The organism is Rhizorhabdus sp. P4_G5 (assembly GCF_056401065.1).
Genome location: NZ_JBFUKB010000010.1, coordinates 59,547 through 80,453, shown reverse-complemented (window position 1 = coordinate 80,453; position 20,907 = coordinate 59,547). Strand labels below are relative to the sequence as shown.

General features: G+C 66.0%; 26 protein-coding genes. 19 read left to right on the top strand and 7 right to left on the bottom strand.

Going from position 1 to position 20,907, the window contains the following annotated elements; translation table 11 throughout:
• Positions 1–71: 71 nt before the first annotated feature.
• Positions 72–1,034, top strand: a complete 963-nt coding sequence (locus tag AC1DQK_RS16480) for an esterase-like activity of phytase family protein (protein WP_477872468.1) — start codon at positions 72–74, stop codon at positions 1,032–1,034.
• Between the two features lie 102 nt (positions 1,035–1,136).
• Here AC1DQK_RS16480 and rpmB read toward each other — a convergent pair whose 3' ends face one another.
• Positions 1,137–1,427 (bottom strand): 50S ribosomal protein L28, encoded by a 291-nt coding sequence (rpmB, locus tag AC1DQK_RS16475; RefSeq protein WP_477872466.1) that lies wholly within the window; start codon positions 1,425–1,427, stop codon positions 1,137–1,139.
• A 151-nt stretch (positions 1,428–1,578) separates the two neighbouring features.
• Here rpmB and AC1DQK_RS16470 point away from each other — a divergent pair, with 151 nt between their 5' ends.
• The 3 genes from AC1DQK_RS16470 to AC1DQK_RS16460 all read left to right on the top strand — a co-directional run bounded on the left by AC1DQK_RS16470 (position 1,579) and on the right by AC1DQK_RS16460 (position 2,692).
• Positions 1,579–1,896: a hypothetical protein gene (locus tag AC1DQK_RS16470; protein WP_477872464.1), complete on the top strand. Its 318-nt coding sequence runs from the start codon at positions 1,579–1,581 to the stop codon at positions 1,894–1,896.
• 1 nt (position 1,897) lies between these two features.
• A complete protein-coding gene (locus tag AC1DQK_RS16465) occupies positions 1,898–2,104 on the top strand; it encodes a YqaE/Pmp3 family membrane protein (RefSeq protein ID WP_477872462.1) in 207 nt (68 codons plus the stop codon).
• 135 nt (positions 2,105–2,239) lie between these two features.
• Positions 2,240–2,692 (top strand): nucleoside deaminase, encoded by a 453-nt coding sequence (locus AC1DQK_RS16460; protein ID WP_477872460.1) that lies wholly within the window; start codon positions 2,240–2,242, stop codon positions 2,690–2,692.
• A gap of 55 nt (positions 2,693–2,747) precedes the next feature.
• Here the strand turns inward: AC1DQK_RS16460 and AC1DQK_RS16455 are convergent, their stop codons facing one another.
• Positions 2,748–3,416 carry a YiaD family glycine zipper/OmpA-like lipoprotein gene (locus AC1DQK_RS16455; protein ID WP_477872458.1) on the bottom strand — a complete coding sequence of 223 codons (669 nt, stop codon included), beginning with the start codon at positions 3,414–3,416 and terminating at the stop codon, positions 2,748–2,750.
• 137 nt (positions 3,417–3,553) lie between these two features.
• Here AC1DQK_RS16455 and AC1DQK_RS16450 point away from each other — a divergent pair, with 137 nt between their 5' ends.
• Positions 3,554–4,876 (top strand): hemolysin family protein, encoded by a 1,323-nt coding sequence (locus AC1DQK_RS16450; RefSeq protein WP_477872456.1) that lies wholly within the window; start codon positions 3,554–3,556, stop codon positions 4,874–4,876.
• A 194-nt stretch (positions 4,877–5,070) separates the two neighbouring features.
• Positions 5,071–5,346, top strand: coding sequence for an HU family DNA-binding protein (locus AC1DQK_RS16445; protein ID WP_477872455.1), 276 nt, complete (start codon positions 5,071–5,073; stop codon positions 5,344–5,346).
• A gap of 265 nt (positions 5,347–5,611) precedes the next feature.
• Here AC1DQK_RS16445 and hisN read toward each other — a convergent pair whose 3' ends face one another.
• The gene (hisN, locus tag AC1DQK_RS16440; protein ID WP_477872453.1) at positions 5,612–6,376 is read right to left on the bottom strand and encodes a histidinol-phosphatase; all 765 of its coding nucleotides are present in this window, start codon (positions 6,374–6,376) and stop codon (positions 5,612–5,614) included.
• A 56-nt stretch (positions 6,377–6,432) separates the two neighbouring features.
• Here hisN and AC1DQK_RS16435 point away from each other — a divergent pair, with 56 nt between their 5' ends.
• The gene (locus AC1DQK_RS16435) at positions 6,433–6,825 is read left to right on the top strand and encodes a VOC family protein (protein ID WP_477872451.1); all 393 of its coding nucleotides are present in this window, start codon (positions 6,433–6,435) and stop codon (positions 6,823–6,825) included.
• Between the two features lies 1 nt (position 6,826).
• On the opposite strand, the gene AC1DQK_RS16430 is transcribed toward AC1DQK_RS16435, so the two are convergent.
• Positions 6,827–7,762, bottom strand: coding sequence for a ribose-phosphate pyrophosphokinase (locus AC1DQK_RS16430; protein ID WP_477872449.1), 936 nt, complete (start codon positions 7,760–7,762; stop codon positions 6,827–6,829).
• A 140-nt stretch (positions 7,763–7,902) separates the two neighbouring features.
• On the opposite strand from AC1DQK_RS16430, the gene gltX reads away from it, so the two are divergent.
• On the top strand, positions 7,903–9,237 hold the full coding sequence (gene gltX, locus AC1DQK_RS16425) for a glutamate--tRNA ligase (protein ID WP_477872585.1): 1,335 nt from the start codon (positions 7,903–7,905) through the stop codon (positions 9,235–9,237).
• Positions 9,238–9,320: 83 nt separating this feature from the next.
• On the opposite strand, the gene AC1DQK_RS16420 is transcribed toward gltX, so the two are convergent.
• Entirely contained in the window at positions 9,321–9,521 is a 201-nt protein-coding gene (locus AC1DQK_RS16420; RefSeq protein WP_477872447.1) for a PspC domain-containing protein, read from the bottom strand.
• A 32-nt stretch (positions 9,522–9,553) separates the two neighbouring features.
• The gene (locus AC1DQK_RS16415) at positions 9,554–9,721 is read right to left on the bottom strand and encodes a hypothetical protein (protein ID WP_477872445.1); all 168 of its coding nucleotides are present in this window, start codon (positions 9,719–9,721) and stop codon (positions 9,554–9,556) included.
• Between the two features lie 339 nt (positions 9,722–10,060).
• Between AC1DQK_RS16415 and AC1DQK_RS16410 the strand changes: the two genes are divergently transcribed.
• The 11 genes from AC1DQK_RS16410 to AC1DQK_RS16360 all read left to right on the top strand — a co-directional run bounded on the left by AC1DQK_RS16410 (position 10,061) and on the right by AC1DQK_RS16360 (position 20,306).
• Positions 10,061–10,381: a hypothetical protein gene (locus AC1DQK_RS16410; RefSeq protein ID WP_477872443.1), complete on the top strand. Its 321-nt coding sequence runs from the start codon at positions 10,061–10,063 to the stop codon at positions 10,379–10,381.
• 25 nt (positions 10,382–10,406) lie between these two features.
• Entirely contained in the window at positions 10,407–11,348 is a 942-nt protein-coding gene (ribD, locus tag AC1DQK_RS16405; protein WP_477872441.1) for a bifunctional diaminohydroxyphosphoribosylaminopyrimidine deaminase/5-amino-6-(5-phosphoribosylamino)uracil reductase RibD, read from the top strand.
• The gene (locus tag AC1DQK_RS16400) at positions 11,348–11,965 is read left to right on the top strand and encodes a riboflavin synthase (protein ID WP_477872439.1); all 618 of its coding nucleotides are present in this window, start codon (positions 11,348–11,350) and stop codon (positions 11,963–11,965) included. The genes ribD and AC1DQK_RS16400 overlap by 1 nt, the downstream gene beginning before the upstream one ends.
• Before the next feature lie 59 nt (positions 11,966–12,024).
• Complete coding sequence (gene ribB / locus AC1DQK_RS16395) at positions 12,025–13,299, top strand: 3,4-dihydroxy-2-butanone-4-phosphate synthase (protein WP_477872437.1); 1,275 nt, start codon at positions 12,025–12,027, stop codon at positions 13,297–13,299.
• A gap of 12 nt (positions 13,300–13,311) precedes the next feature.
• Entirely contained in the window at positions 13,312–13,734 is a 423-nt protein-coding gene (gene ribH / locus AC1DQK_RS16390; RefSeq protein WP_477872435.1) for a 6,7-dimethyl-8-ribityllumazine synthase, read from the top strand.
• Positions 13,735–13,822: 88 nt separating this feature from the next.
• Positions 13,823–14,485, top strand: a complete 663-nt coding sequence (locus tag AC1DQK_RS16385) for a COQ9 family protein (RefSeq protein WP_477872433.1) — start codon at positions 13,823–13,825, stop codon at positions 14,483–14,485.
• Positions 14,486–14,574: 89 nt separating this feature from the next.
• Positions 14,575–14,841, top strand: coding sequence for a FeoA family protein (locus tag AC1DQK_RS16380; RefSeq protein ID WP_477872431.1), 267 nt, complete (start codon positions 14,575–14,577; stop codon positions 14,839–14,841).
• Positions 14,838–16,700, top strand: coding sequence for a ferrous iron transporter B (feoB, locus tag AC1DQK_RS16375; protein ID WP_477872429.1), 1,863 nt, complete (start codon positions 14,838–14,840; stop codon positions 16,698–16,700). Before AC1DQK_RS16380 ends, feoB begins: the two co-directional genes overlap by 4 nt.
• A gap of 25 nt (positions 16,701–16,725) precedes the next feature.
• Complete coding sequence (gene ssb / locus AC1DQK_RS16370) at positions 16,726–17,280, top strand: single-stranded DNA-binding protein (protein ID WP_477872427.1); 555 nt, start codon at positions 16,726–16,728, stop codon at positions 17,278–17,280.
• A 360-nt stretch (positions 17,281–17,640) separates the two neighbouring features.
• Positions 17,641–19,047 (top strand): capsular polysaccharide export protein, LipB/KpsS family, encoded by a 1,407-nt coding sequence (locus AC1DQK_RS16365; protein WP_477872425.1) that lies wholly within the window; start codon positions 17,641–17,643, stop codon positions 19,045–19,047.
• Positions 19,044–20,306 (top strand): capsule biosynthesis protein, encoded by a 1,263-nt coding sequence (locus tag AC1DQK_RS16360; RefSeq protein ID WP_477872423.1) that lies wholly within the window; start codon positions 19,044–19,046, stop codon positions 20,304–20,306. The genes AC1DQK_RS16365 and AC1DQK_RS16360 overlap by 4 nt, the downstream gene beginning before the upstream one ends.
• A gap of 27 nt (positions 20,307–20,333) precedes the next feature.
• Here the strand turns inward: AC1DQK_RS16360 and AC1DQK_RS16355 are convergent, their stop codons facing one another.
• Entirely contained in the window at positions 20,334–20,858 is a 525-nt protein-coding gene (locus AC1DQK_RS16355) for an N-acetyltransferase family protein (protein ID WP_477872421.1), read from the bottom strand.
• Positions 20,859–20,907: the final 49 nt, after the last annotated feature.

Genomic DNA, 20,907 nt, shown 5'->3' with positions numbered 1-20,907 from the left:
GCGACGACCCGAGATCGCCGAGGCGGTCAAAGTCCTTGGGGTTTGAGCGCGCTGCCGGTATCGCCCGGGCCATGAAGAAGGCTCTGGCCGCACTGCTGTTCTGCCTGCTGCCCAGTTCGGCAGGATACCCCCAGGCATCGGACGTTGCGATCGTCGCCACGCCCATCCCCATCGATCCCGACGATCCGGCGCACCACGACATCGGCCGGCTCCGCTATCTCGGCGGCTGGAAGCTTACCAGCCGCCAGCGCAACTTCGGCGGCTATTCGTCGCTGCGGGTGGACGGAGACCGCTTTGTCGCGCTGGCCGATACCGGCGACTATATGCGCTTCCGCATGGCAGAGCCGGGTATCATCACCGACAGCCGGTTCGGCACGCTGCCCGCTTTTCCGACAAGCACCGGCACGCGCGCCGACCGCGATTCGGAATCGATGACGGAAGGGCCCCAAGGTGACATCTGGGTCGGCTTCGAGGCGCGCAATGCGATCCTGCGCTACAGCGCCGACTTCGCGAAGCCGATCGCATCGGGTTTCCCGCCGGCGATGAAGGCCTGGTCGGTCAACTCCGGTGCCGAGGCGATGGTGCGGCTGGACGACGGCCGATTCGCGATATTCTGCGAAGGTACTGCGGTCGCCCCGTTCGTCCATGCCGCCCTGCTCTTCCCCGGCGACCCCACCGATGCCAGCAATGTGCCGATCCAGTTCGGCTACCGCCCGCCGCGCGATTATGCGCCGACCGACGCGCGGCAGCTCCCGGACGGGAGGATCATCGTCCTGCACCGCCGATTCGGCGTCCTGTCGGGCTTTGCCGCTGCGCTGTCGATCATCGATCCCCGGGCGATCTCCGAAGGCGCGACCGTCGACGGCGAGATGATCGCCGAGATCAAGCCGCCGCTGAACGTCGACAATATGGAGGGGATGAGCATCACCCGCGAAAATGGCAAGGTGATCGTCTGGATCATATCCGACGACAACCAGATCGCGCTGGAGCGGACCCTGCTGCTGAAGTTCGAGCTGCTGGAGCCCGCCGGATAGCTGCGGAGCCGATCGCGACGAGGCGAATCGACCCGCGCAAACAAAAACCGGACCGCGAGAGCGATCCGGCTTCGTTCTGTGTGATCCGCCGGAGCGGAGAAATCAGGCGGCGAGGGCCTGCTTCTTGGCGACTTCACGCTTCAGGCGGCGCGCGCGCAGCGACAGGTCGTCGTCCGACGTCTTGAGCAGCCAGTTGTCGAGGCCGCCGACATGCTCCACCGAACGCAGGCCGTGGGTCGACACCTTCAGCTTGACGCCCTTGCCGAGCGAATCGGAGATCAGCGTCACATTCTGCAGGTTCGGCAGAAAGGTCCGCTTGGTCTTGTTGTTGGCATGGGACACGTTGTGGCCCACTTGGCGGCCCTTGCCGGTCAGCTCGCAGATGCGCGACATGATAGTTCGTCCTGAATGTTCGGGTTGCCCGGAAAGTGGCGGCGGATAACGGCGATCCCGAGATTCGTCAAGCCGTTCGGACGGGCCAATGCAACTCTAGCCGTAACAGATCGTTGTTCGCGCACCACCACATCGGCGGAGGAGTGCCCAAGTGAACACGCCCAACGAGCATTATAAGGAATATCCCGCGCGCAACAATGGTGCTCGCGTCGGTATCATCGTCGCGGTCATCGCGATTCTCGCGATCATCGCCGCCTTCGCCTTCGGGCTGATCGACATCAACCAGACCAAGGAAATGAAGGCTCCCGACGTCTCGGTTTCGGGCGGCCAGGCACCAGCCTTCGACGTTGACACGGCGAAGGTCGATGTCGGTACGAAATCGACCGACATCACCGTGCCCAAGGTCGACGTCGGCACCACCAAGGAAGAGATCAAGGTTCCGACCGTGGACGTCAAGAAGGCCAATTGACGTGGCGCGGCAGCAGGCCATCCGCGCGGCGGCATCGCCCTGGGCGGTCGTCGCGGCGATCCTGCTGCCGCCGCTCGGCGTTTTCCTGGGGCGGGGCATAACGCCCGCTTTCTGGGTGACCGTCCTGCTGACCCTGATCGGCTGGGTTCCGGGCGTAGTGATGGCGCTCGCGCTGTTGCTGGTCCCTGATCGCATCCCGATCCGCTAGAGCGATATGAAGTCAGGTGGAATCACCTGACGACTCGCATATCGCGTAAAATCAAAGACCTAGAGCGGCCAATCCGATGTAATCGGATCACATACCGCTCTAGCGCTGGCCGTGCCCGGCTCGTACAGCGGGCCGATGAGCTTCCCGTTGCCCCCTCCCATGCGCCTCGCGCTCGACCTTGCCAGGCAAGCCGCATCCAGCGGAGAGGTGCCGGTCGCGGCCGTGATCATGCGCGGCGACGAGGTGGTCGCCACCGCAGCCAATGCGATGTGCTCAGGCAGCGACCCTACCGCCCATGCCGAGATGGAGGCGATTCGCGCCGCAGCCGCACGGCTGGGCGCGCAGCGGCTCGACGATTGCGACCTGTATGTCACGCTGGAGCCGTGCGCGATGTGCGCCGGCGCGATCTCGCATGCCCGGCTGCGCCGGCTCTATTACGGCGCCGAGGATCCGAAAGGGGGAGCGGTGGCACACGGCCCGCGCTTCTTCGCGCAGCCGACCTGCCATCACCGGCCTGAAATCTATGGCGGCATCGGCGAGGCGGAAGCCGCAGCGTTGCTCCGCGACTTCTTCGTGGCGCGCCGCTGAGAGGGCAAGGGCCGAGCCGCTCGCCAGTCCGGCAGCTCGGCCCTTTGCGCGCCTGTCAGGCGGCGCTCTCCTTGATCGGAACGATCTTTATCTCGACGCGGCGGTTCTTCTGGCGGCCATCGATCGTCGCGTTGGAGGCGATCGGCTGGCTCGCACCGAAGCCCTGGGTCCCCAATCGGGCGGCCGCCACGCCATGCGTCGACAGATAGTTCGAGACGGCCGCCGCCCGGTTGCGCGACAGTGGCAGATTGATGGAGTCGGATCCCGTCGAGTCGGTATGCCCGTAAACATCGACATAGGTCTGGTTATATTCGCCGAGAATTCCGGCGACCTTGTCGAGCGTCGTGCGGAACTGCGGCTGCACCTCGTAGCTGTTGGTCGCGAAGGTGATCCCCGAAGGCATGTTGAGCAGCAACTCGTCGCCGCGACGCTCGACCTCGACACCACTGCCGGCGGTCTGCTCGCGAAGCTTGGCTTCCTGGCGATCCATGTAGGTACCGATCGCGCCGCCTGCCAGCGCACCGATCCCGGCACCGACAATAGCTTCGGTGCGGCTGTGCTTGCCTCCTACCAAGGCACCAGCGCCCGCCCCCAGCGCGGTTCCCGCCAGCGCTCCGATCGCCGCCTTCGACAATTTACGCTCGCCGGTTTCGGGGTTGGTGACGCAGCCTGCAAGCAAGGTTGAAGCCGTGAGAAGGGCGATAAGCCCGTGCATGGTTCGCATCGAAATATCTCCTGTCCCCTGGTGGGATCGGAAGCGAGAACATTCCTTGCCCATGATGGTTTCGTGTCCGTGCCGAATCGTGCGCGATTCAGGACGGTTGTGAAATTGCCGGATTCGCGGCATGAAGCGGCAGCGCCATGCCGCACCCTGCCCCTCTATCCCCCTTTCCGTGGTTCGACCTGGTGATCATCATCGTCCTGGTGGCGATCAATGGCGTCTTCGCGATGTCGGAGTTGGCGATCGTATCGGCGCGCAAGGCGCGGATGGAGGCGATGGCCCGCGCCGGCCATCGCGGCGCGCGGACGGCGATGGATCTCGCAGCCGATCCAGGACGCTTCCTGTCGACGGTGCAGATCGGCATCACCCTGATCGGCATCCTCGCCGGCGCCTATTCCGGGGCGAGCCTGGGCGGCCCGGTGGGCGACCGCCTCGTCCTGTTGGGGGTGCCGGCGGGCACGGCACCCGAGATCGGGTTCGGCCTGGTGATCGCCGTGACGACATTCGCCTCGCTGATCGTCGGCGAGTTGGTCCCAAAGCAGTTCGCGCTGCGCAAGCCCGAGCCGATCGCCGCCGTCATGGCGATCCCGATGCTGTGGCTGGCGCGATTGACCGCGCCTTTCGTCTGGCTGCTCGATCGTACGAGCGCGCTGATCTTCAGGATTCTGGGTCTGGCGCGGGAAGCCGAAAATCATGTGACCGCCGAAGAGCTGCACCTGATCGTCGCCGAAGCGTCTTCGGCCGGCGTCATCGAGGAGAGCGAGCGCGCGATCATCTCCGGCGTGGTCCGCCTGGCCGATCGGCCCGTGCGCGAGGTGATGACGCCGCGCACCGAGGTCGAGTGGATCGACATCAACGCCGATCCGGACGCGATCCGCGCGCAGATCGCCGAAATGCCGCACACGCGGATGCCCGTCGCCGACGGATCGGTCGACGAGATCATCGGCGTGATCCACTCGCGCGATCTGGTCCGCATCCTCATCAACGGCGGACCGATCGACCTGCGCGCGATCCTGCACAAGGGCATCTTCATCCCCGATCATGTCGATGCGATGGACGCGCTCAAGGCCCTGCGCGAGGCCGAGGTGCCGATGGCCTTCATCCACGACGAATATGGCCACTTCGAAGGGCTGGTGGCGCCGGCAAACCTGCTTGCCGCGATCGCGGGCGAGTTCGCGTCGGACCAGGACGAGGATACCGATCCGCCGTTCGTCGAGCGCGACGACGGCAGCCTGCTGATCTCGGGAACCGTCGCTGCCGACAGCATGGCCGACCGGCTCGGCCTCTCCCTTCCCGAAGACCGCGATTTCGCGACCGCGGCTGGCTTTGCGCTCTGGCGTCTCAAGCATCTGCCGACGACCGGCGAGTCGTTCACCCACAAGGGATGGCGGTTCGAGGTGATCGACATGGACGGCCGGCGCATCGATAAACTGCTTGCGACGGCGACGCGCCGGGGCGAATAGGCTCCGTAAAGTCCGTATCACAGCGACCTGAGCGCTCGCCTCATCCAAAAATTGCTCGAAAATCGTTCGGTGTCCGTTTTTTTCCGGTTTTCGGCCCAGTTTCCAATTGCCCCAGCCGAAAACGCCGCGCACAAGAGGCGCCTTGCGCCGCCCAACGGTGCAACAACAGTTATCAAGCAACACCAGGAGTGATCATGAACACTGCCGACATCGCCGGCGTTGTCGCCGCTGAACAGGGGATCGACAAAGCCGCTGCCAAGCGCGTCATCGATGCCACCCTCAAGGCTATTACCGACGCCGCAAAAAAGGGTGAGGAAGTTTCGCTGCCGGGGTTCGGCAAGTTCAAGGTCGCCGACCGTCCGGCGCGCGAGGGCCGCAACCCGGCCACCGGCGCGACCCTGACGATCGCCGCTTCCAAGAAGGTCTCCTTCACGCCTGCAAAAGCGCTCAAGGATGCGTTGAACGATTGATCCGGACGAAGGCGCTGTCTCCAGCAGCGCCTTACCGGACATCGGTGAGGGGCGGCAGCGATGCCGCCCCTTTTTTGTTCATTCCACGACCCGTACATTGCGCGACTGATCGGCTCGCGAATGATCGGCGACGTGCAGCCTCGCGCCGAAGCACATCCCGCGGAGGCCAAGGGTGTTCCTGCCGCGCGCCCAGCTTCAGCTGCTGGTCGTGTTCCTCAGCGAATGGCGGCGCAAGGGGGTGGGCGCACCATCAGACGCTTCGTCGCTAATTGAGCAGCGCGGCGATATGTTCGATCAGCGCCGCATCGCCGGCGGCGATTACCTGGCCGGGACTCGCCGCATCGAGCGGCCGGCCTTGCCAGTCCGTCATCCGGCCGCCGGCGCCCTCGACCACCGGGATCAGCGCCGCGAAATCGTAGAGCTGGAGCCCGGATTCGATCACCGCGTCGAGATGGCCGGAGGCGGTGAGGCCGTAATTGTGGCAATCGCCGCCCCAGAGCGTATCGCCCGCGGCCGCGCTCACCTTCAGGAACCTCTGATATTCCGGAATGCCGAAGGCGGCCGGCGATGTCGTGCCGATATGGGCATTGGTGAGCGCGGAGCAACGGCGCGTCCGTGCCGCTGCTCCGTTGAGCGTGGTCGGATGTCCCGCCGCGCCGATCCACCGGTCGCGCGCGATCGGCTGGTCGATCACCCCGAGCACCGGACGCTTTTCCTCGACGAGGGCGATCAGCGTCCCGAACAGTGGCCGGCCGGCGACAAAGGCGCGCGTCCCGTCGATCGGATCGAGCACCCAGACCCGCGCTGCATCCGCGCGCTCGAGGCCATATTCCTCACCGATGATGCCGTCCGACGGACGCTCTGCCGCTATGATCCTGCGCATCGCCGCCTCGGCGGCGCGATCGGCCTCGGTTACCGGCGAGGCATCGGCCTTGGTCTCCCGTTCGAAACGCGCCCGGAAGAAGGGGCGGATCGCTTCGCCCGCAGCATCGGCGAGCCGCTGCGCGAGGCGGATGTCGTCTTCGGTCATGCTGGCCTCATTCCCGCATCCAAGGCAAAGTGCAAGATCAGCTCGGGAGGTTGAGAATGAACACACCGGCCGGCTTCGCGACCGTCACGCCTTATTGCTTTGTCGAAGAGGCCGATGCCTTCGTCCGATTCCTGGTCCAGGCGCTGGGCGGCGAGCAGATCGGCATCCACTACCGGCCCGACGGAGCGATCGCCAATGCCCAGGTGCGGATCGGCACTGCAACCTTGATGGTCAGCGAGGCGAGCGGGGAATTCCCGGCCATGCCGGCTTCCTATTATCTATATGTCGATGATGCCGATGCGGCGATGGCCCGTGCCATCGCGGCTGGCGCGATATCGGTGCTCGACGTTGCCGACATGCCTTATGGCGATCGCCAGGGCGGCGTCCGCGATCCGCACGGCAATCTCTGGTGGATTTCGCAGCGCCTGACCGACGCGCCCTATTATTGAATCAGTCGAACAGGCTCGATACCGAGCTCTCGTCGGCGATCCGCTTGATCGCCTCGCCGAGGAGCGGGGCAATCGTCAGATGGCGAATCTTCTTCGCATCGGCGACCGACGGCGGCGCTCCTATCGAGTCGGTGATGACCAGTTCGAGCAGTTCCGAACCCTCCACCCGGGCGACGGCGCCGCCCGACAGCACGCCATGGCTGACATAGGCGACGACTTCCTCCGCCCCCGCCTGGCGCAGCGCCGCGGCCGCGTTGCACAACGTGCCCGCCGAATCGACGATGTCGTCGACGAGGATGCAGAAGCGGCCCGACACGTCGCCGATGATGTTCATCACTTCCGATTCGCCCGGCCGCTCGCGACGCTTGTCGACGATCGCCAACGGCGCGTTGTCGAGACGCTTGGACAGAGCCCGGGCGCGGACCACGCCGCCGACGTCGGGCGACACGACCATCAGGTTGCGCCCGGCGAAGCGTGCCTGGATATCGGCCGACATCACCGGCGCCGCATAGAGATTGTCGGTGGGGATATCGAAGAAGCCCTGGATCTGCCCGGCGTGGAGATCGACCGAGAGGACGCGGTTCGCACCAGCGGTCTCGAGCAGATTGGCGACGAGCTTGGCCGAAATCGGCGTGCGCGGCCCCGGTTTCCGATCCTGGCGGGCATAACCGAAATAGGGAACGACGGCAGTGATTCGCCGCGCCGACGAGCGCTTCAGCGCGTCGATGCAGATCAGCAATTCCATCAGATTGTCGTTGGCCGGATAGCCGGTCGACTGGATCACGAAGACATCCTCGCCGCGGACATTTTCGTGGATTTCCACGAAGACTTCCTCATCGGCGAAGCGCCTGACGCTCGCATCGGTCAACGGTAGCTCGAGATAGGCGGCTATCGCCCTCGCGAGCGTCGGGTTCGAATTGCCGGTGAGAAGCTTCATGAACAGGGTCCCCGTGACGGCGTTGCCGTGTTGGCGGCCTCTTAGGGTCCAAAGCCCGTGACCGCAACGCGGTATCGGGTTGAACTGCTCGATCGGCAACAGGGTGGCCCAACCAGCCCGATCGCCTTATGAGCGCCGGCATGATCGTCACTCGCTTCGCGCCTTCGCCGACCGGCCGGCTCCATGTCGGCAATATCCGTACCGCGCTCCATAACTGGATGTGGGCGAAGAAGCATGGCGGGCGCTTCCTGCTGCGGCTCGACGACACGGATCTAGAGCGGTCGACCCCGGAAAATGCCGAGGCGATCCGCGCCGATCTCGGCTGGCTGGGCCTGTTGCCAGACGACAGTGCGCGGCAGTCCGAGCGCTTCGCGCTTTACGAAGCCAGGTTCGAGACGCTGCGCGCCGCAGGCCGGGTCTATGCCTGCTACGAAAGCGCCGAAGAGCTCGAGCTCAAGCGCAAGATCCTCGCCGGACGGGGCCTGCCCCCGATATACGACCGGGCCGCGCTGGCGCTGAGCGGTGCCGAGCGTGCGGGCTTCGAGGCGGAGGGGCGCCGCCCGCACTGGCGCTTCCTGCTCGACCATGACAGCCCGATCGCCTGGAACGATCTCATCCGCGGGCCGCAGCAGCTCGATCCGAAGCTGCTGTCGGACCCGGTGATCCGCCGCGCCGACGGCAGCTGGCTCTATATGCTGCCCAGCGCGATCGACGATATCGACATGGGGGTCACCCATGTCGTGCGCGGCGAGGATCATGTCACCAACACCGGCCTGCAATTGCAGATGTTCGCTGCGCTCGGCGCGCCCGCACCCGCCTTCGCGCATGAGGCGCTGCTGGTGGGCAGCGAGGGCAAGCTGTCGAAGCGGCTCGGCTCGCTCGGCTGCGACAGCTTTCGCGAGGAAGGCATCGAACCGATCGCGCTGATCGCGCTGCTCGCCCGGATCGGCACCAGCCTGCCGGTCGAGCCGGCAACCGATCCGGCGGCGCTGATCGAGTCGTTCGACTTCGCCCGCTTCGGCCGGGCGCCGGCGCGCTTCGACCTCGACGAGTTGAAGGCGCTCAACGCGCGGATCATCCACGCGCTTGATCATGAAGCGGTCGCCGATCGTCTGCCGGCGCGGATGGACGCAGCGGCCTGGCACGCGGTGCGGCCCAACCTGAGCCGCGTCGCCGAAGCTGCCGACTGGTGGGCTGTGGTGGAGGATGCGGCAGGGGCATGCGGCCTGCCCGAGGATCGCGAATTCCTGGCTGCTGCCGCCGAACTCGCGTCGGGCATGGCATGGAGCGACGCCATCTGGAAGACGCTGACCGGCGCCCTCGGCGCGCAGACCGGCCGCAAGGGCAAGAGCCTGTTCCTGCCGTTGCGCCTGGCGCTGACCGGCCGCGAACATGGTCCCGACATGAACGCGCTGCTGCCGTTGATCGGGAAGCATCGGGCGTTGGAACGGCTGAAGCGGGCGGCGGGCGGGTAGGTCGCTCGCCCTTCACGTCGTCCCGGCGGAGGCCGGGATGACGGTAAAATTCGGGACGACGTTGGCTTTGGATGCAGGGACGCTCAAAACCGGTTCGACGGCGCGATCAGCCCGACCAGCAGGTAGAGGATGATCGTCGAGCCCACGCCGCACAGCGTCAGCAGGACGGCCAGCACGCGGATCAGCATCAGATCCATGCCCGAATAATCGGCGAGCCCGGCGCACACGCCCATGATCTTGCCTTCGGACTTGTTGAGGCGGAACGAATTGCTGCGGACAGACATGGCAAATTCCCTTTCCGGGGACAGGCGTGAAATCAAAGAAGCGTGGGGCGGTCGAGCGATACGGCCGCAGCGGTGCAGGTGCAGTTGGCATTGGCCGGGCCGATCGCAGCGGTGAGGCAGGCCAGGCTGAACAAGAGCGCGCCGCCGACTGCGAGCAGGAAGCGCCCGGTATCGCTCATGCTGGAGTGGGTATCGAACATCGTCTGGCTCCCTTGGTGCCGGCCATCGCTTGGCCGATGCCCGCTGCGTTGCAGGAGCCGTGCCAAGTTTCGAACCGGCCGAAAATCCAAGGGTTTTCGATCAGATCTGCAAATGGCCGGGGGACGGTGGCCAACATTTGGGACAACACGCCAAACGCGCTTGGGAAATTACGCCATCTCCTGCAAGAACCCACGACGGCGGCCTGCCGCGGAGAGCTGACGGACGATGACCCTCCGCTTCAAGATCCAGGGCTGATAAGGTAGCGGACAGAACCGAAAATCCCGGGCACGCCGCCGCATGGGGTGGCGCGGCGGGCCCTGCTTGCCTATCTAGCGGCGATGGCCGTCTTCCCACGCCCCTCCAGCCCGCGCGCCGCATGGGCCGATCTCAAGGCGTTCCTGCGCGGACAAGACCGCATCAAGCTGCTGTTTGCCGCACTGTCGATCCTGATGCCGATGCTGATCGTGCTCGGTTTCTACGTCGACTCGAAGACCGATCCGCCCAGGGCGCAGATCATCTACGCCCAGAGCTGGCCGGCTAGCCGCACCGATGACGAGATCAAGCGACAGAATATCGCGGACCAGAAGATCCTCGATGCCAAGCGTCGTGAAAAGCAGCTTGAATATAAGCGCCTCGCGGACAAGCTCGGCATTGAATAATCAGGGGCTCGACGATCGCCGATGGATGGCGTCCGCCATCGCTCTTGGTGAGCGCGGCCGCGGCCGAACCGCGCCCAATCCGGCGGTCGGCTGCGTGATCGTCCGCGATGGCCGCGTCATCGGGCGCGGCTGGACGCAACCGAGCGGGCGGCCCCACGCCGAGGCGCGCGCCATCGATGCGGCGGGCGACGTCACAGGGGCGACCCTGTACGTGACACTTGAACCCTGCGCGCATATTTCGCCGCGCGGCCCGGCGTGCGCCGACCTGATTGCCGCTGCCCGACCGGCACGGGTAGTGGTCGCCATCGGCGATCCCGATCCCCGCACCGACGGCCAGGGTATCGCACGGCTCAAAGCCGCGGGGATTGCGGTGACGCAGGACGTGTGCAGAGACGAGGCGCGCGCATCGATGTGCGGGTTTCTCACCCGCCAGGAGAGGGGACGACCGCACGTCACGCTAAAGCTGGCCGTCTCGCTGGACGGACGCATCGCCCTGGCGGACGGATCGAGTCGCTGGATCACGGGGCCCGCCGCCCGCGCCCATGGCCATCTCGAACGCGCGCGATGCGACATGATTCTCGTGGGGCGGGGCACGCTCGAAGCAGACGACCCGACCCTCGACGTCCGCCTGCCTGGCCTGGAAGATCGCAGCCCGCGCCGCGCGATGCTCGGACATGACGAAGCTCCGAAGGGGTGGCTGGCGATCCGCCGACCCGCCGAGATCGCAGCCATCGAGGGCGTCGACCATGTCCTTGTCGAGGGCGGCGCCGGCGCGGCGGCGGCCTTCCTTGCGGCCGACCTCGTCGACCGGCTGCTGATATATACGGCACCGATCGTCATCGGGGCAGGCCAGTCGGCGATCGGCGACATCGGTCTGAGCGATCTCGCCGCGGCGCATGGCCGCTGGCGGCCGGTCGACACGCGGGTGCTTGGCAGCGACCGGCTCTCTGTTTACCACCGCGCCTGATGTTTACGGGAATCATAACGGATATCGGGACTATCGTCGCGATCGAACAGCGCGGCGACCTGCACGTGCGGATCGCCTGCGGCTATGACACCGCGACGATCGACATCGGCGCCTCTATCGCCTGTTCGGGCGCCTGCATGACCGTGGTGGAACTCGGCCTCGACTGGTTCGCGGTCGACATCAGCCATGAAAGCGTCTCCCGTACGCCGCCCGAGCGCTGGAAGATCGGCAGCAAGCTGAACCTGGAACGGTCGCTGAAGGTGGGCGACGAACTGGGCGGCCATATCGTCACCGGTCATGTCGATGGCGTCGGCGCTGTCGCATCGCTCGCCCCGGACGGCGATTCACGGCGAATAGAGATTCGCGCCCCCGCGGCCCTGGCGCCCTACCTCGCCGCCAAGGGTTCGATCGCGGTCGACGGCATCTCACTCACCGTCAACAGCGTCACCGACCAGCCTGACGGCAGCGCCATATTCGGGCTCAACATCATTCCGCACACCAGCGCGGTCACCACGCTCGGCGAGCTTGCCGTTCACGACGGGGTGAACCTCGAGATCGACGTGCTCGCACGATATCTCGGACGCATGGAAGAGCTGCGCGCGCGAACCGCACGGTAAATCACATTACAATGTGGCTTATGGTTGATGGCGACATCGGAATGTGCTAGCCAGCCCTCATGAGCACCGATCTTATCGAACGCATCCGCGAAGCCGTCACCGAACGGCGCATCTCCCGGTCCGGCCTTGCAAGGGCCGCAGGCCTCCATCCCAACTCCCTGCGCTCGCTCGACGATCCACAATGGAACCCGACCGCAGAGACGCTCAAGAAGTTGGAGCGCTACCTGTCCTTCTCCGGCCTTTCGCCGATCGAAGAGATCATTGATGAAGCGCGCAACGGCCGGATGTTTATCCTGGTCGATGACGAGGATCGTGAAAATGAGGGGGATCTCATCATTCCCGCGCAGATGGCGACGCCGGATGCGGTCAACTTCATGGCCAAATATGGCCGCGGCCTGATCTGTCTGACGCTGACGCAGGAACGCGTCGACCAGCTCGGCCTGCCGCTGATGAGCCGGAATAACGGTACGCGGCATGAAACCGCCTTCACCGTCTCGATCGAGGCGCGCGAGGGCGTGACGACGGGTATTTCGGCCGCCGACCGCGCCCGGACCGTCGCCGTAGCCATCGATGCGTCGAAGGGCCCCGAGCATATCGTCACGCCGGGGCATGTCTTTCCGCTGGTCGCCAAGAATGGCGGCGTTCTCATCCGCGCCGGGCACACCGAGGCCGCGGTCGATGTCTCGCGCCTCGCCGGACTCAATCCGTCCGGCGTGATCTGCGAGATCATGAACGATGACGGCACGATGGCGCGGATGGACACGCTCGTCGAGTTTGCGCGAACCCACAAGCTCAAGATCGGCACGATCCGCGATCTGATCGCCTATCGCCGCAAGCACGACCATCTGGTCGAGAAGGTGGCAGAGACCCGTTTCACCAGCCGATGGGGCGGTGACTGGCGCGCCATGACATTCCGGAACAAGGCCACCAACACCGAGCAGACGGCGCTGGTGAAAGGCTTTATCGACCCCGAAAAGCCGACACTGGTCCGCATGCACATGCTGTCTCCCTTTGCCGATATCTATGGCGAGGATTCCTCGCGGACGCGGCTGATAGAGCGCTCGATGGAAATGATCGCGGAAGAAGGGTCGGGCGTGCATGTTCTCCTGAACCGCCCGATAGCCTCGGGGATGAGCCGGGCGATCGCTGCCCGCGAAACCGGCGATTCTTCAGAGATGGACGAGTTGCGCGACTATGGCGTCGGCGCCCAGATCCTGACCGAGCTGGGCGTGCAGGACATGATCCTGCTTACCAATTCGCATCATACGCTGGTCGGCCTGGCCGGCTATGGCCTGTCGATCGTCGGCGAGCGCCCGATCCCCCCCAGGAATTGAAGGTTATCCAACATGGCCAAGCTGCTTATCGTGGAAGCGCGCTTCTACGATCACCTCAACGAGATGCTCCTCGATGGCGCACGCACCGCAATCGAGGAGGCTGGCCACCGGCACGAAACGGTCACCGTGCCCGGGGCCCTGGAGGTGCCAGGCGCAATCGCGATGGCCGCCGAGAGCGGCCGCTATGACGGCTTCGTCGCGCTGGGCGTCATCATCCGCGGCGAAACCTATCATTTCGAGGTGGTGTCGAACGAAAGCGCGCGCGGGCTCATGGCGCTGTCCATGGATGGCATCGCCATCGGCAACGGCATTCTTACCGTCGAGAACGAAGCCCAGGCACTCGCACGCGCCCGCCGCACCGAGAAGGACAAGGGCGGCGAAGCGGCCAAGGCGGCGCTGCGGATGATGGAGTTGCGGGAAAAATTCGGAGCGTAGAACCGGTTCTGGCTCATCTTGCGGCTGCGGCGATGATGCAAGCCCGCAAGGCTGGCCAGCCGCAGCCGCCGCGCGTAGAAGCAGAGGCATGATCGCACCTATCGACATGACCCTGGACGAGTTGCGCGACGCGCTGGCCGTCACGCTGCCAGCCCATGCCGTGTTCGACGGCTGGAGCAGGACGGCGCTGGACGGCGCCGCGGCGGAGTTGAGCGTGCCGGCCGATCGCGCGGCGCTGTGCTTTCCTGGTGGCGCGATTGACATGATCGACGCCTGGTTCGCCATGATCGACCGGTCGATGGCAGCGACCCTGGAAGCACAGGGCGTGAGGGGGATGAAAATCCGCGCTCGCATCCGCGCGGCAGTGCTCGCCCGGCTCGGCGAGGCGGCCCGGCATCCCGACGCGCTGCGCCGCGCGCTGGCAATACTCGGTCGGCCGGGCAATGCGCGCCGCGCCGCCAAGCTGGGCTGGCGGGCCGCCGATGCGATGTGGCGGGCCGCCGGCGACAGCAGCGTCGACTTCGCCTGGTACAGCAAGCGCGCCACGCTCAGCGCGGTCTATGCCGCCACCTTGATGGCCTGGATGGATGACGACAGCGAAGGCTTCGTCGACACCCACGCGTTTCTCGACCGCCGCATCGACGACGTGATGAAGATTGAACAGCTGAAAGCCCGGATCAAGGTCGATCCCGATCGCCACTTCAGCCCGGCACGCTTCCTGGGGCGTCTTCGCTACCGGGCCGGGCGCTAGCCGGGCGCCAGGCGAGGAGACGGCAGGCGCGTGATGCCAGCCATGATTGGACTCGCAATCTTCTCTCGTTATTGATAATCAGTTGCATCATGGACCTCAACACGATCCGCATCACTCTCGACAAGCTGCCGCTCGGAAGTGGTGGCGAAATCGTCGACGTCGATTGGGCGATCCTCAGCGACAAGGATGGCCGCCGCCTGCGCGAGCTGGGCGTCGACGAGGGGGTTTCGGTCGAGAAGCTCCACAAGGGCCCGTTCGGAATTGATCCGATCGCGTGCAGGATTGGCCGGATGACGGTTGCGCTGCGTAGCGCACAAGCTGCCGCCATCGGCGTGGGGCCGCGCCGGAACCAATGAACCCCGCACCCCTGGTCGCGCTGGCCGGCAATCCCAATGCCGGCAAGAGCGCGCTGTTCAACGCGCTGACCGGAGCCCGCCAGAAGGTCGGCAACTATCCGGGCGTGACCGTCGAGCGCAAATCCGGTCGAATGGCGCTGGCGGACGGCCGCCCGGTCGAGATGCTCGACCTGCCCGGCACCTATAGCCTCGAGCCGTCGAGCCCCGACGAGGCGGTGACGCATGACGTGCTGCTGGGCAAGCAGCCCGGCGAGCGGCTGCCGTCGGCGCTGCTGATCGTCATTGACGCGACCAACCTGGACAACCACCTCCGCTTCGCGCTCCAGCTGATCGCGCTGGGCCTGCCGACCGTGGTGGCACTCAACATGATCGACATGGCCGCCCGCGACGGCCTCAGCATCGATGCCGCGAAGCTGTCGGCCGCTCTGGGCGTGCCGGTGATCCCCACCGTGGCGGTGCGCCGCAAGGGCATCGAAGAGCTCAAGGCCGCGATCGGCATGCTCGCCACCGGCGGCCCGGTTCGCCTGAGCGGAACCGATGCCGTGATCCACGAGGACATCGTGACGCTGCAGCGCCGCGCCCGCGTGATAGCGGTCGCGGCGACCACCGAAGAGAATTTCAGGCGCCGCTGGAGCCATCGCGCCGACGCGGTGGCGCTTCATCCCATTATCGGGCCGGCCCTTCTGGCGACGATATTGTTCGTGATGTTCCAGGCGGTGTTCGCCTGGTCGGCGATGCCGGTCGACATGATCGACAGCGGCTTCCAGCAATTGCAGGCGGCGGTGACAGCCGCGATGCCCCCCGGCTTCCTGCGTTCGCTGATCGTCGAGGGGCTGATAGCAGGGGTCGGCGCGGTGATCGTCTTCCTGCCGCAGATCCTGATCCTGTTCCTGTTCATCCTGATGCTTGAGGCCTCGGGCTACATGGTCCGCGCCGCCTTCATCATGGATCATCTGATGTCGCGGGTGGGCTTGTCGGGGCGGGCCTTCATCCCACTGCTCTCATCCTTCGCCTGCGCGATCCCGGGTATCATGGCGACGCGCACCATCGACGATCCCAAGGACCGGCTGACGACCATATTGATCGCGCCGCTGATGACCTGTTCGGCGCGGCTTCCAGTCTATGCGGTGATCATCGCGGCCTTCATTCCCGCGCGCGACGTGGCGCCCGGCGTCGGACTCCAGGGCCTGGTGCTGTTCGGCCTCTATGCCGCAGGCGTCGGCGGCGCGATGCTGGCCGCCCTCATTCTCAGACGCACCGTCACCAAGGGGCCGCCACCGGGCTTCATGATGGAGATGCCGCGCTACCAGATGCCGATCCTGCGCGATGTCGCGCTCGGCCTGTGGCAGCGCGCGATGATCTTCCTCCGGCGGGCCGGCACGATCATCGCAGCGACGACGATGGTGCTGTGGCTGCTGGTCTCCTATCCCAAACCGCCGATCGGCAACGCGCTGCCCGCCATCGACTATTCGATCGCCGGCCGCATCGCCAACGGGATGGAACCGGTGCTGCGCCCGATCGGCTTCACCCGCGACATGGCACTGGCGCTGATCCCGGCGATGGCCGCCCGCGAGGTCGCAGTCTCGGCGCTGGCGACGGTCTATGCCGTCGATGCGTCGGACGAGAGCGCGCAGCAGCGCTCACTGGTCGACCGGCTGCATGGACGCTGGTCGCTGCCGACCGCCCTCGCTTTCCTTGCCTGGTTCGTGTTCGCGCCGCAGTGCATCTCGACGATCGCCGTGGTGCGCCGCGAGACCAATGGCTGGAAATGGACGGGCTTCATGCTCGGCTATCTGTTCGCCCTCGCATATCTCGCGGCAGGCGCTACATACTGGGCCGCGATCGCTCTGGGACTCTAGAGCAACCCCAATTTAGGAGACAGCCGTGGCCGGCAGCGTGAACAAGGTGATCCTGGTCGGTAATCTGGGCCGCGACCCCGAATCGCGCAGCTTTCAGAATGGCGGCAAGGTGGTGAACCTGCGCGTCGCTACTTCCGAGCAGTGGAAGGATCGCAACACCGGCGAACGCCGCGACAAGACCGAATGGCATTCGGTGGCGATCTTCAACGAGAACCTGGCCAATGTCGCCGAGCGCTATCTGCGCAAGGGCAGCAAGGTCTATCTCGAAGGCCAGCTCCAGACCCGCAAATGGACCGACAATGCCGGCGTCGAGAAATACTCGACCGAGGTGGTGCTGCAGGGGTTCAACGCGGTGATGGTGATGCTCGACGGACCCGGCGGCGGCGGCAGTGGTGGTGGCAGCATGGGCGGCGGCGCGAGCGGCGGCGGCGGCTCCGGCTGGGGCGACGATGATGGCGGCGGCTATGGCGGCGGCGCGAGCTTCGGCGGCGGTGGCAGCCGCGGCGGCGCCAGCGCGCCGGCGGGCCGCAAGTCGGACCCGTTCGATGCCGGCGACCTCGACGACGACGTGCCCTTCTAAGTTCGGGCACCTGATATCGTCGTTATCCCGAACCTGCTTCGGATGACGACTCGACCGGGCGTAAGGAGGGCGGCGGCCTCCCGCTGCCACTCCACGCGACAGTCCCTGCCGAAACAGGGACGAACCGTGAGCGAAACATATTTCCCCTGCCTTATCCGCTTGATCGACGGCGGGGGGAGCGTATTTTCCCGCGATGGGTAAGGTCAGTGGGTGCCGGGCGACACGATGAAGGTTTTCGTTCCGTTCCTTCGGTCCCCGCCCTTCCCCGGCGCGCCGGCGGCCGCCGCTGCCGTCAGCATAGCAAGGCCCGCCCCCTCCCCTCGTGCAGCAGCATCCCCGCAGGACATTGCGCGCGCGCGGATGATCATCGAGCAGATCGTTGCCGAGCGGATCGGCGGCAGCTTCTGGTGCTCCGGAGCCGACGACCTCTGGCACCGCATTGCCCAGGACGGCCCGATCGCCGCGGGTGGCGACGATGAACTTGGCCTGGTCGCGTGGATGGCCGGACGTGAGGTCGACTGGCTCGGCGCCGGCCGGTTTTCCGACATTGCCCGCGACGGCGCGCCCGACCCGCTCGAACGCGCCGTAATCACCTGGCTGATCGACGCCGTCGACTATCGCGATCCTTTCACGGGCCGGCCGGTGGCGATCGAGACAGCCATCGAACAGCTCGTCTTCTGGCGCCACGCGATCGATCGCAATCGCGGCCTCGCGGTCGCCGCCGGCATCGCCCGCTGGAAACGGCGCGAGGTAGAGACGATGCTGTGGCCTGGCCAGCCGCTATATTTTGCCCGCCGTGCCGCCGACGCGGTGCGCAACGCCCGCGTCGGGCAGGGCGCGATCGCCGTGTGGCCGTCCAAGGCGCCCCGCGGCCTTGATGCCGAGGCGGCCGCGCATGGCGTGACGGTGCATCCCGTCGAGGATGGCTTCCTCCGCTCGAGCGGCCTCGGCAGCGATTGCCACCCGCCCCACTCGATCATCCTCGACCGCAGCGGACTGCATCTCGATCCGCGCAAGCCATCCGATCTCGAGACGCTGATCGCGACACCGATCGACAATCCGGTGCTGATCGCCCGCGCCGAACGGCTGATGCGCACCCTGATCGAGGCCGGCATCAGCAAATATGCCAGCGGCGGGCGGCCGTTCGAGCGGCCGGTGCAGGGCCGGCGGCTGGTGCTGGTGACCGGGCAGGTTGAGGACGATCTTTCGGTCCGCCTCGGCGGTGCGGGCGTCGCGGGCAATCTCGACCTGCTTCGCCGGGCGCGCGCCGCCGAACCCGAAGCCTATCTGATCTTCAAGCCACATCCCGATGTCGATGCCGGCCACCGCCGGGGACGGATTCCGGACGGCGAAGCGCTCGAGTTCGTCGACCAGATCGTTCGCGACGTGCCGATGTCGTCACTGCTCGACAGCGTCGATGCGGTGCACGTGCTCACCTCGCTCGCCGGGTTCGAGGCGCTCATCAGGGGGTGCGAGGTCGTCACCCACGGCCAGCCCTTCTACGCAGGTTGGGGATTGACGCGAGACCTGGCACCGCCCATTGAGCGGCGCGGGGGCCGCACAGTAACGAAGGCGCAATTGGTGGCGGCAACCTTGATCCTGTATCCGCGCTATCTTGATCCAGCCACAAAATTGCCCTGTCCGCCTGAGATATTGGTCGAAAGACTGGCGGCACAGCCCGTTCCACAGGAAACCCTGCTGACGCGCTTCAGGCGCTTGCAGGGACGTTTGCGGCGCGGAATGGTCAGCGTGGGAGGCAAAGCGTGAAACTGCACGACATAGCCAAGCAACGCTTCCTGTTCCTGCAGGGACCGCCCGGGCCCTTCTTCGATCGGCTGGGTGCGGCGCTGCGCAATCAGGGCCACGCCGTCCACCGCATCAATCTCAACGGCGGCGATGCCGCCTCGTGGTCGGGGCCGGCCGTCGATTATCGCGGCACCGCGGAACGCTGGCCGAGCTTTGTCGACGATTATCTCGTCCAGCACGCGATCAGCGATGTCATCCTGTTCGGTGACTGCCGCCCGCTTCACAATGCCGCCCGCGGCATGGCCCGGCTGCGCGGCGTCCGCGTCCATGTGTTCGAGGAAGGCTATATCCGTCCGAACTGGGCGACGCTCGAACTCGACGGCGTCAACGGCCACTCGACTTTGCCGCGCGATCCGAAATGGTATCTGGCCGCAGCGCGCACCTTGCCGCCGCTCGCCGATCTGCCCAACGTGCCGTCCCGCTTCCGCCGCCGCGCGCAGGAAGCAACCAGCTATTATGCCCGTACCTCGCTCGGCAAGCTGCGCTTCCCCAATTACAGGTCGCATCGCGACCGCTCGGCCGCGGCCGAGGCGCTGGGCTGGCTCAAGCAGTTCGCGCTGCGCAAGCTGCACGAGGACCAGGCCGAGACGGCACTCGCCGGGCTGGAAGGCCGCCGCTATTTCACGTTGCCGCTACAGCTCTCCTCGGACCACCAGATCCGCGTCCATTCGCTGTTCGGCACGATGCAGGCCGGCGCATCCTATGTGATCGAGAGCTTCGCGCGCTCGGCCCCGGCCGATACGCTGCTGCTCGTCAAGGAGCACCCGCTCGACAGCAGCCTGTTCAGCTGGCGGCACTTCATCCGCCGCGAAGCGCGTCGGCTCGATGTCGAAGACCGGGTGATCTTCGCCAAGGGCGGCAACATCGCCGACATCGTCGAAGGCTCGCTCGGCGTCGTCACCGTGAACAGCACGACCGGAACGCTCGCGCTCGCGTCCGGGGTCCCGGTGATCGCGCTCGGCCAGGCGGTGTACAATATCCCGGGCATCACCTTCGACGGCCCGCTCGACGCCTTCTGGAGCAACCCGACACCGCCCGACCCGAAGATCTGGGACGCCTTTTCGCGCGTGCTGCAGGCGCGCTGCCTGGTCTATGGCGGTTTCGCCAGCGACGAGGGTATCGAGATGCTCGTCCAGGGCTCGATCGCGCGCCTCGTCCAGGCATCGATGATCATCGACCTGACCAAGCACATCAGCGGCACGGCGCAGGCGGCGGAGTAATCACTTGCGACCGTTTTGGACACGGGTTCATCGGCGCCGGAAGATAAACTCCTCATCATACCAGCTGCCCACCTTGAATCGATACTCCCCCGCCTTCTCGAATCCGCGCGCGGCGTAGACCGCCTGGGCCTTGTCATTGCCCGACCAGACCCCGAGCCAGACCGGGCCGGGGCGCGTCGCCGCGAGATGGTCCAACGCGCAATCGAGCAGCTGCTTGCCCAGTTTCAGCCCCTGCGCCTCGCGCAGCACATAGAGTTGGTAGAGCTCGCCATGGCCTTCCCGCACATCGGCATGCGGCAATTTGCAGGGCCCGACCTGCGTATAGCCGAGCAGGCGGCCATCGCGCTCGGCGACCCAGTTCTGCCGAGCGCGATCGGCGATTTCGGCAGCGACCGCGGGCTCCGCATAAGAGGCGGCTTCGAAGGCGGCCAGATCGTCCGGCGGATAGGGGATGCCGAAGCCTTCCTCGAGGAAGGTCTCCCGGAACGTGACCAGCTTGAGGTCGGCGAGCGCTGCCACATCATCTGGGCGGGCCGGGCGGATGATTGTCATGCCCCTTGGGTAGGACGGGCCGCCTTCGAAGAAAAGGGCCGGGTGAGTC

Excerpts from the sequence above, each read along its gene's own strand:
- AC1DQK_RS16480 (WP_477872468.1), top strand. The coding sequence starts at position 72 with ATGAAGAAGGCTCTGGCCGCACTGCTGTTCTGCCTGCTGCCCAGTTCG.
- rpmB (WP_477872466.1), bottom strand. The coding sequence starts at position 1,427 with ATGTCGCGCATCTGCGAGCTGACCGGCAAGGGCCGCCAAGTGGGCCAC.
- AC1DQK_RS16460 (WP_477872460.1), top strand. The coding sequence starts at position 2,240 with ATGAGCTTCCCGTTGCCCCCTCCCATGCGCCTCGCGCTCGACCTTGCC.
- AC1DQK_RS16455 (WP_477872458.1), bottom strand. The coding sequence starts at position 3,416 with ATGCGAACCATGCACGGGCTTATCGCCCTTCTCACGGCTTCAACCTTG.
- AC1DQK_RS16450 (WP_477872456.1), top strand. The coding sequence starts at position 3,554 with ATGCCGCACCCTGCCCCTCTATCCCCCTTTCCGTGGTTCGACCTGGTG.
- AC1DQK_RS16445 (WP_477872455.1), top strand. The coding sequence starts at position 5,071 with ATGAACACTGCCGACATCGCCGGCGTTGTCGCCGCTGAACAGGGGATC.
- hisN (WP_477872453.1), bottom strand. The coding sequence starts at position 6,376 with ATGACCGAAGACGACATCCGCCTCGCGCAGCGGCTCGCCGATGCTGCG.
- AC1DQK_RS16435 (WP_477872451.1), top strand. The coding sequence starts at position 6,433 with ATGAACACACCGGCCGGCTTCGCGACCGTCACGCCTTATTGCTTTGTC.
- AC1DQK_RS16430 (WP_477872449.1), bottom strand. The coding sequence starts at position 7,762 with ATGAAGCTTCTCACCGGCAATTCGAACCCGACGCTCGCGAGGGCGATA.
- gltX (WP_477872585.1), top strand. The coding sequence starts at position 7,903 with ATGATCGTCACTCGCTTCGCGCCTTCGCCGACCGGCCGGCTCCATGTC.
- AC1DQK_RS16420 (WP_477872447.1), bottom strand. The coding sequence starts at position 9,521 with ATGTCTGTCCGCAGCAATTCGTTCCGCCTCAACAAGTCCGAAGGCAAG.
- AC1DQK_RS16415 (WP_477872445.1), bottom strand. The coding sequence starts at position 9,721 with ATGTTCGATACCCACTCCAGCATGAGCGATACCGGGCGCTTCCTGCTC.
- AC1DQK_RS16410 (WP_477872443.1), top strand. The coding sequence starts at position 10,061 with ATGGCCGTCTTCCCACGCCCCTCCAGCCCGCGCGCCGCATGGGCCGAT.
- ribD (WP_477872441.1), top strand. The coding sequence starts at position 10,407 with ATGGCGTCCGCCATCGCTCTTGGTGAGCGCGGCCGCGGCCGAACCGCG.
- AC1DQK_RS16400 (WP_477872439.1), top strand. The coding sequence starts at position 11,348 with ATGTTTACGGGAATCATAACGGATATCGGGACTATCGTCGCGATCGAA.
- ribB (WP_477872437.1), top strand. The coding sequence starts at position 12,025 with ATGAGCACCGATCTTATCGAACGCATCCGCGAAGCCGTCACCGAACGG.
- ribH (WP_477872435.1), top strand. The coding sequence starts at position 13,312 with ATGGCCAAGCTGCTTATCGTGGAAGCGCGCTTCTACGATCACCTCAAC.
- AC1DQK_RS16385 (WP_477872433.1), top strand. The coding sequence starts at position 13,823 with ATGATCGCACCTATCGACATGACCCTGGACGAGTTGCGCGACGCGCTG.
- AC1DQK_RS16380 (WP_477872431.1), top strand. The coding sequence starts at position 14,575 with ATGGACCTCAACACGATCCGCATCACTCTCGACAAGCTGCCGCTCGGA.
- feoB (WP_477872429.1), top strand. The coding sequence starts at position 14,838 with ATGAACCCCGCACCCCTGGTCGCGCTGGCCGGCAATCCCAATGCCGGC.
- AC1DQK_RS16365 (WP_477872425.1), top strand. The coding sequence starts at position 17,641 with ATGATCATCGAGCAGATCGTTGCCGAGCGGATCGGCGGCAGCTTCTGG.
- AC1DQK_RS16355 (WP_477872421.1), bottom strand. The coding sequence starts at position 20,858 with ATGACAATCATCCGCCCGGCCCGCCCAGATGATGTGGCAGCGCTCGCC.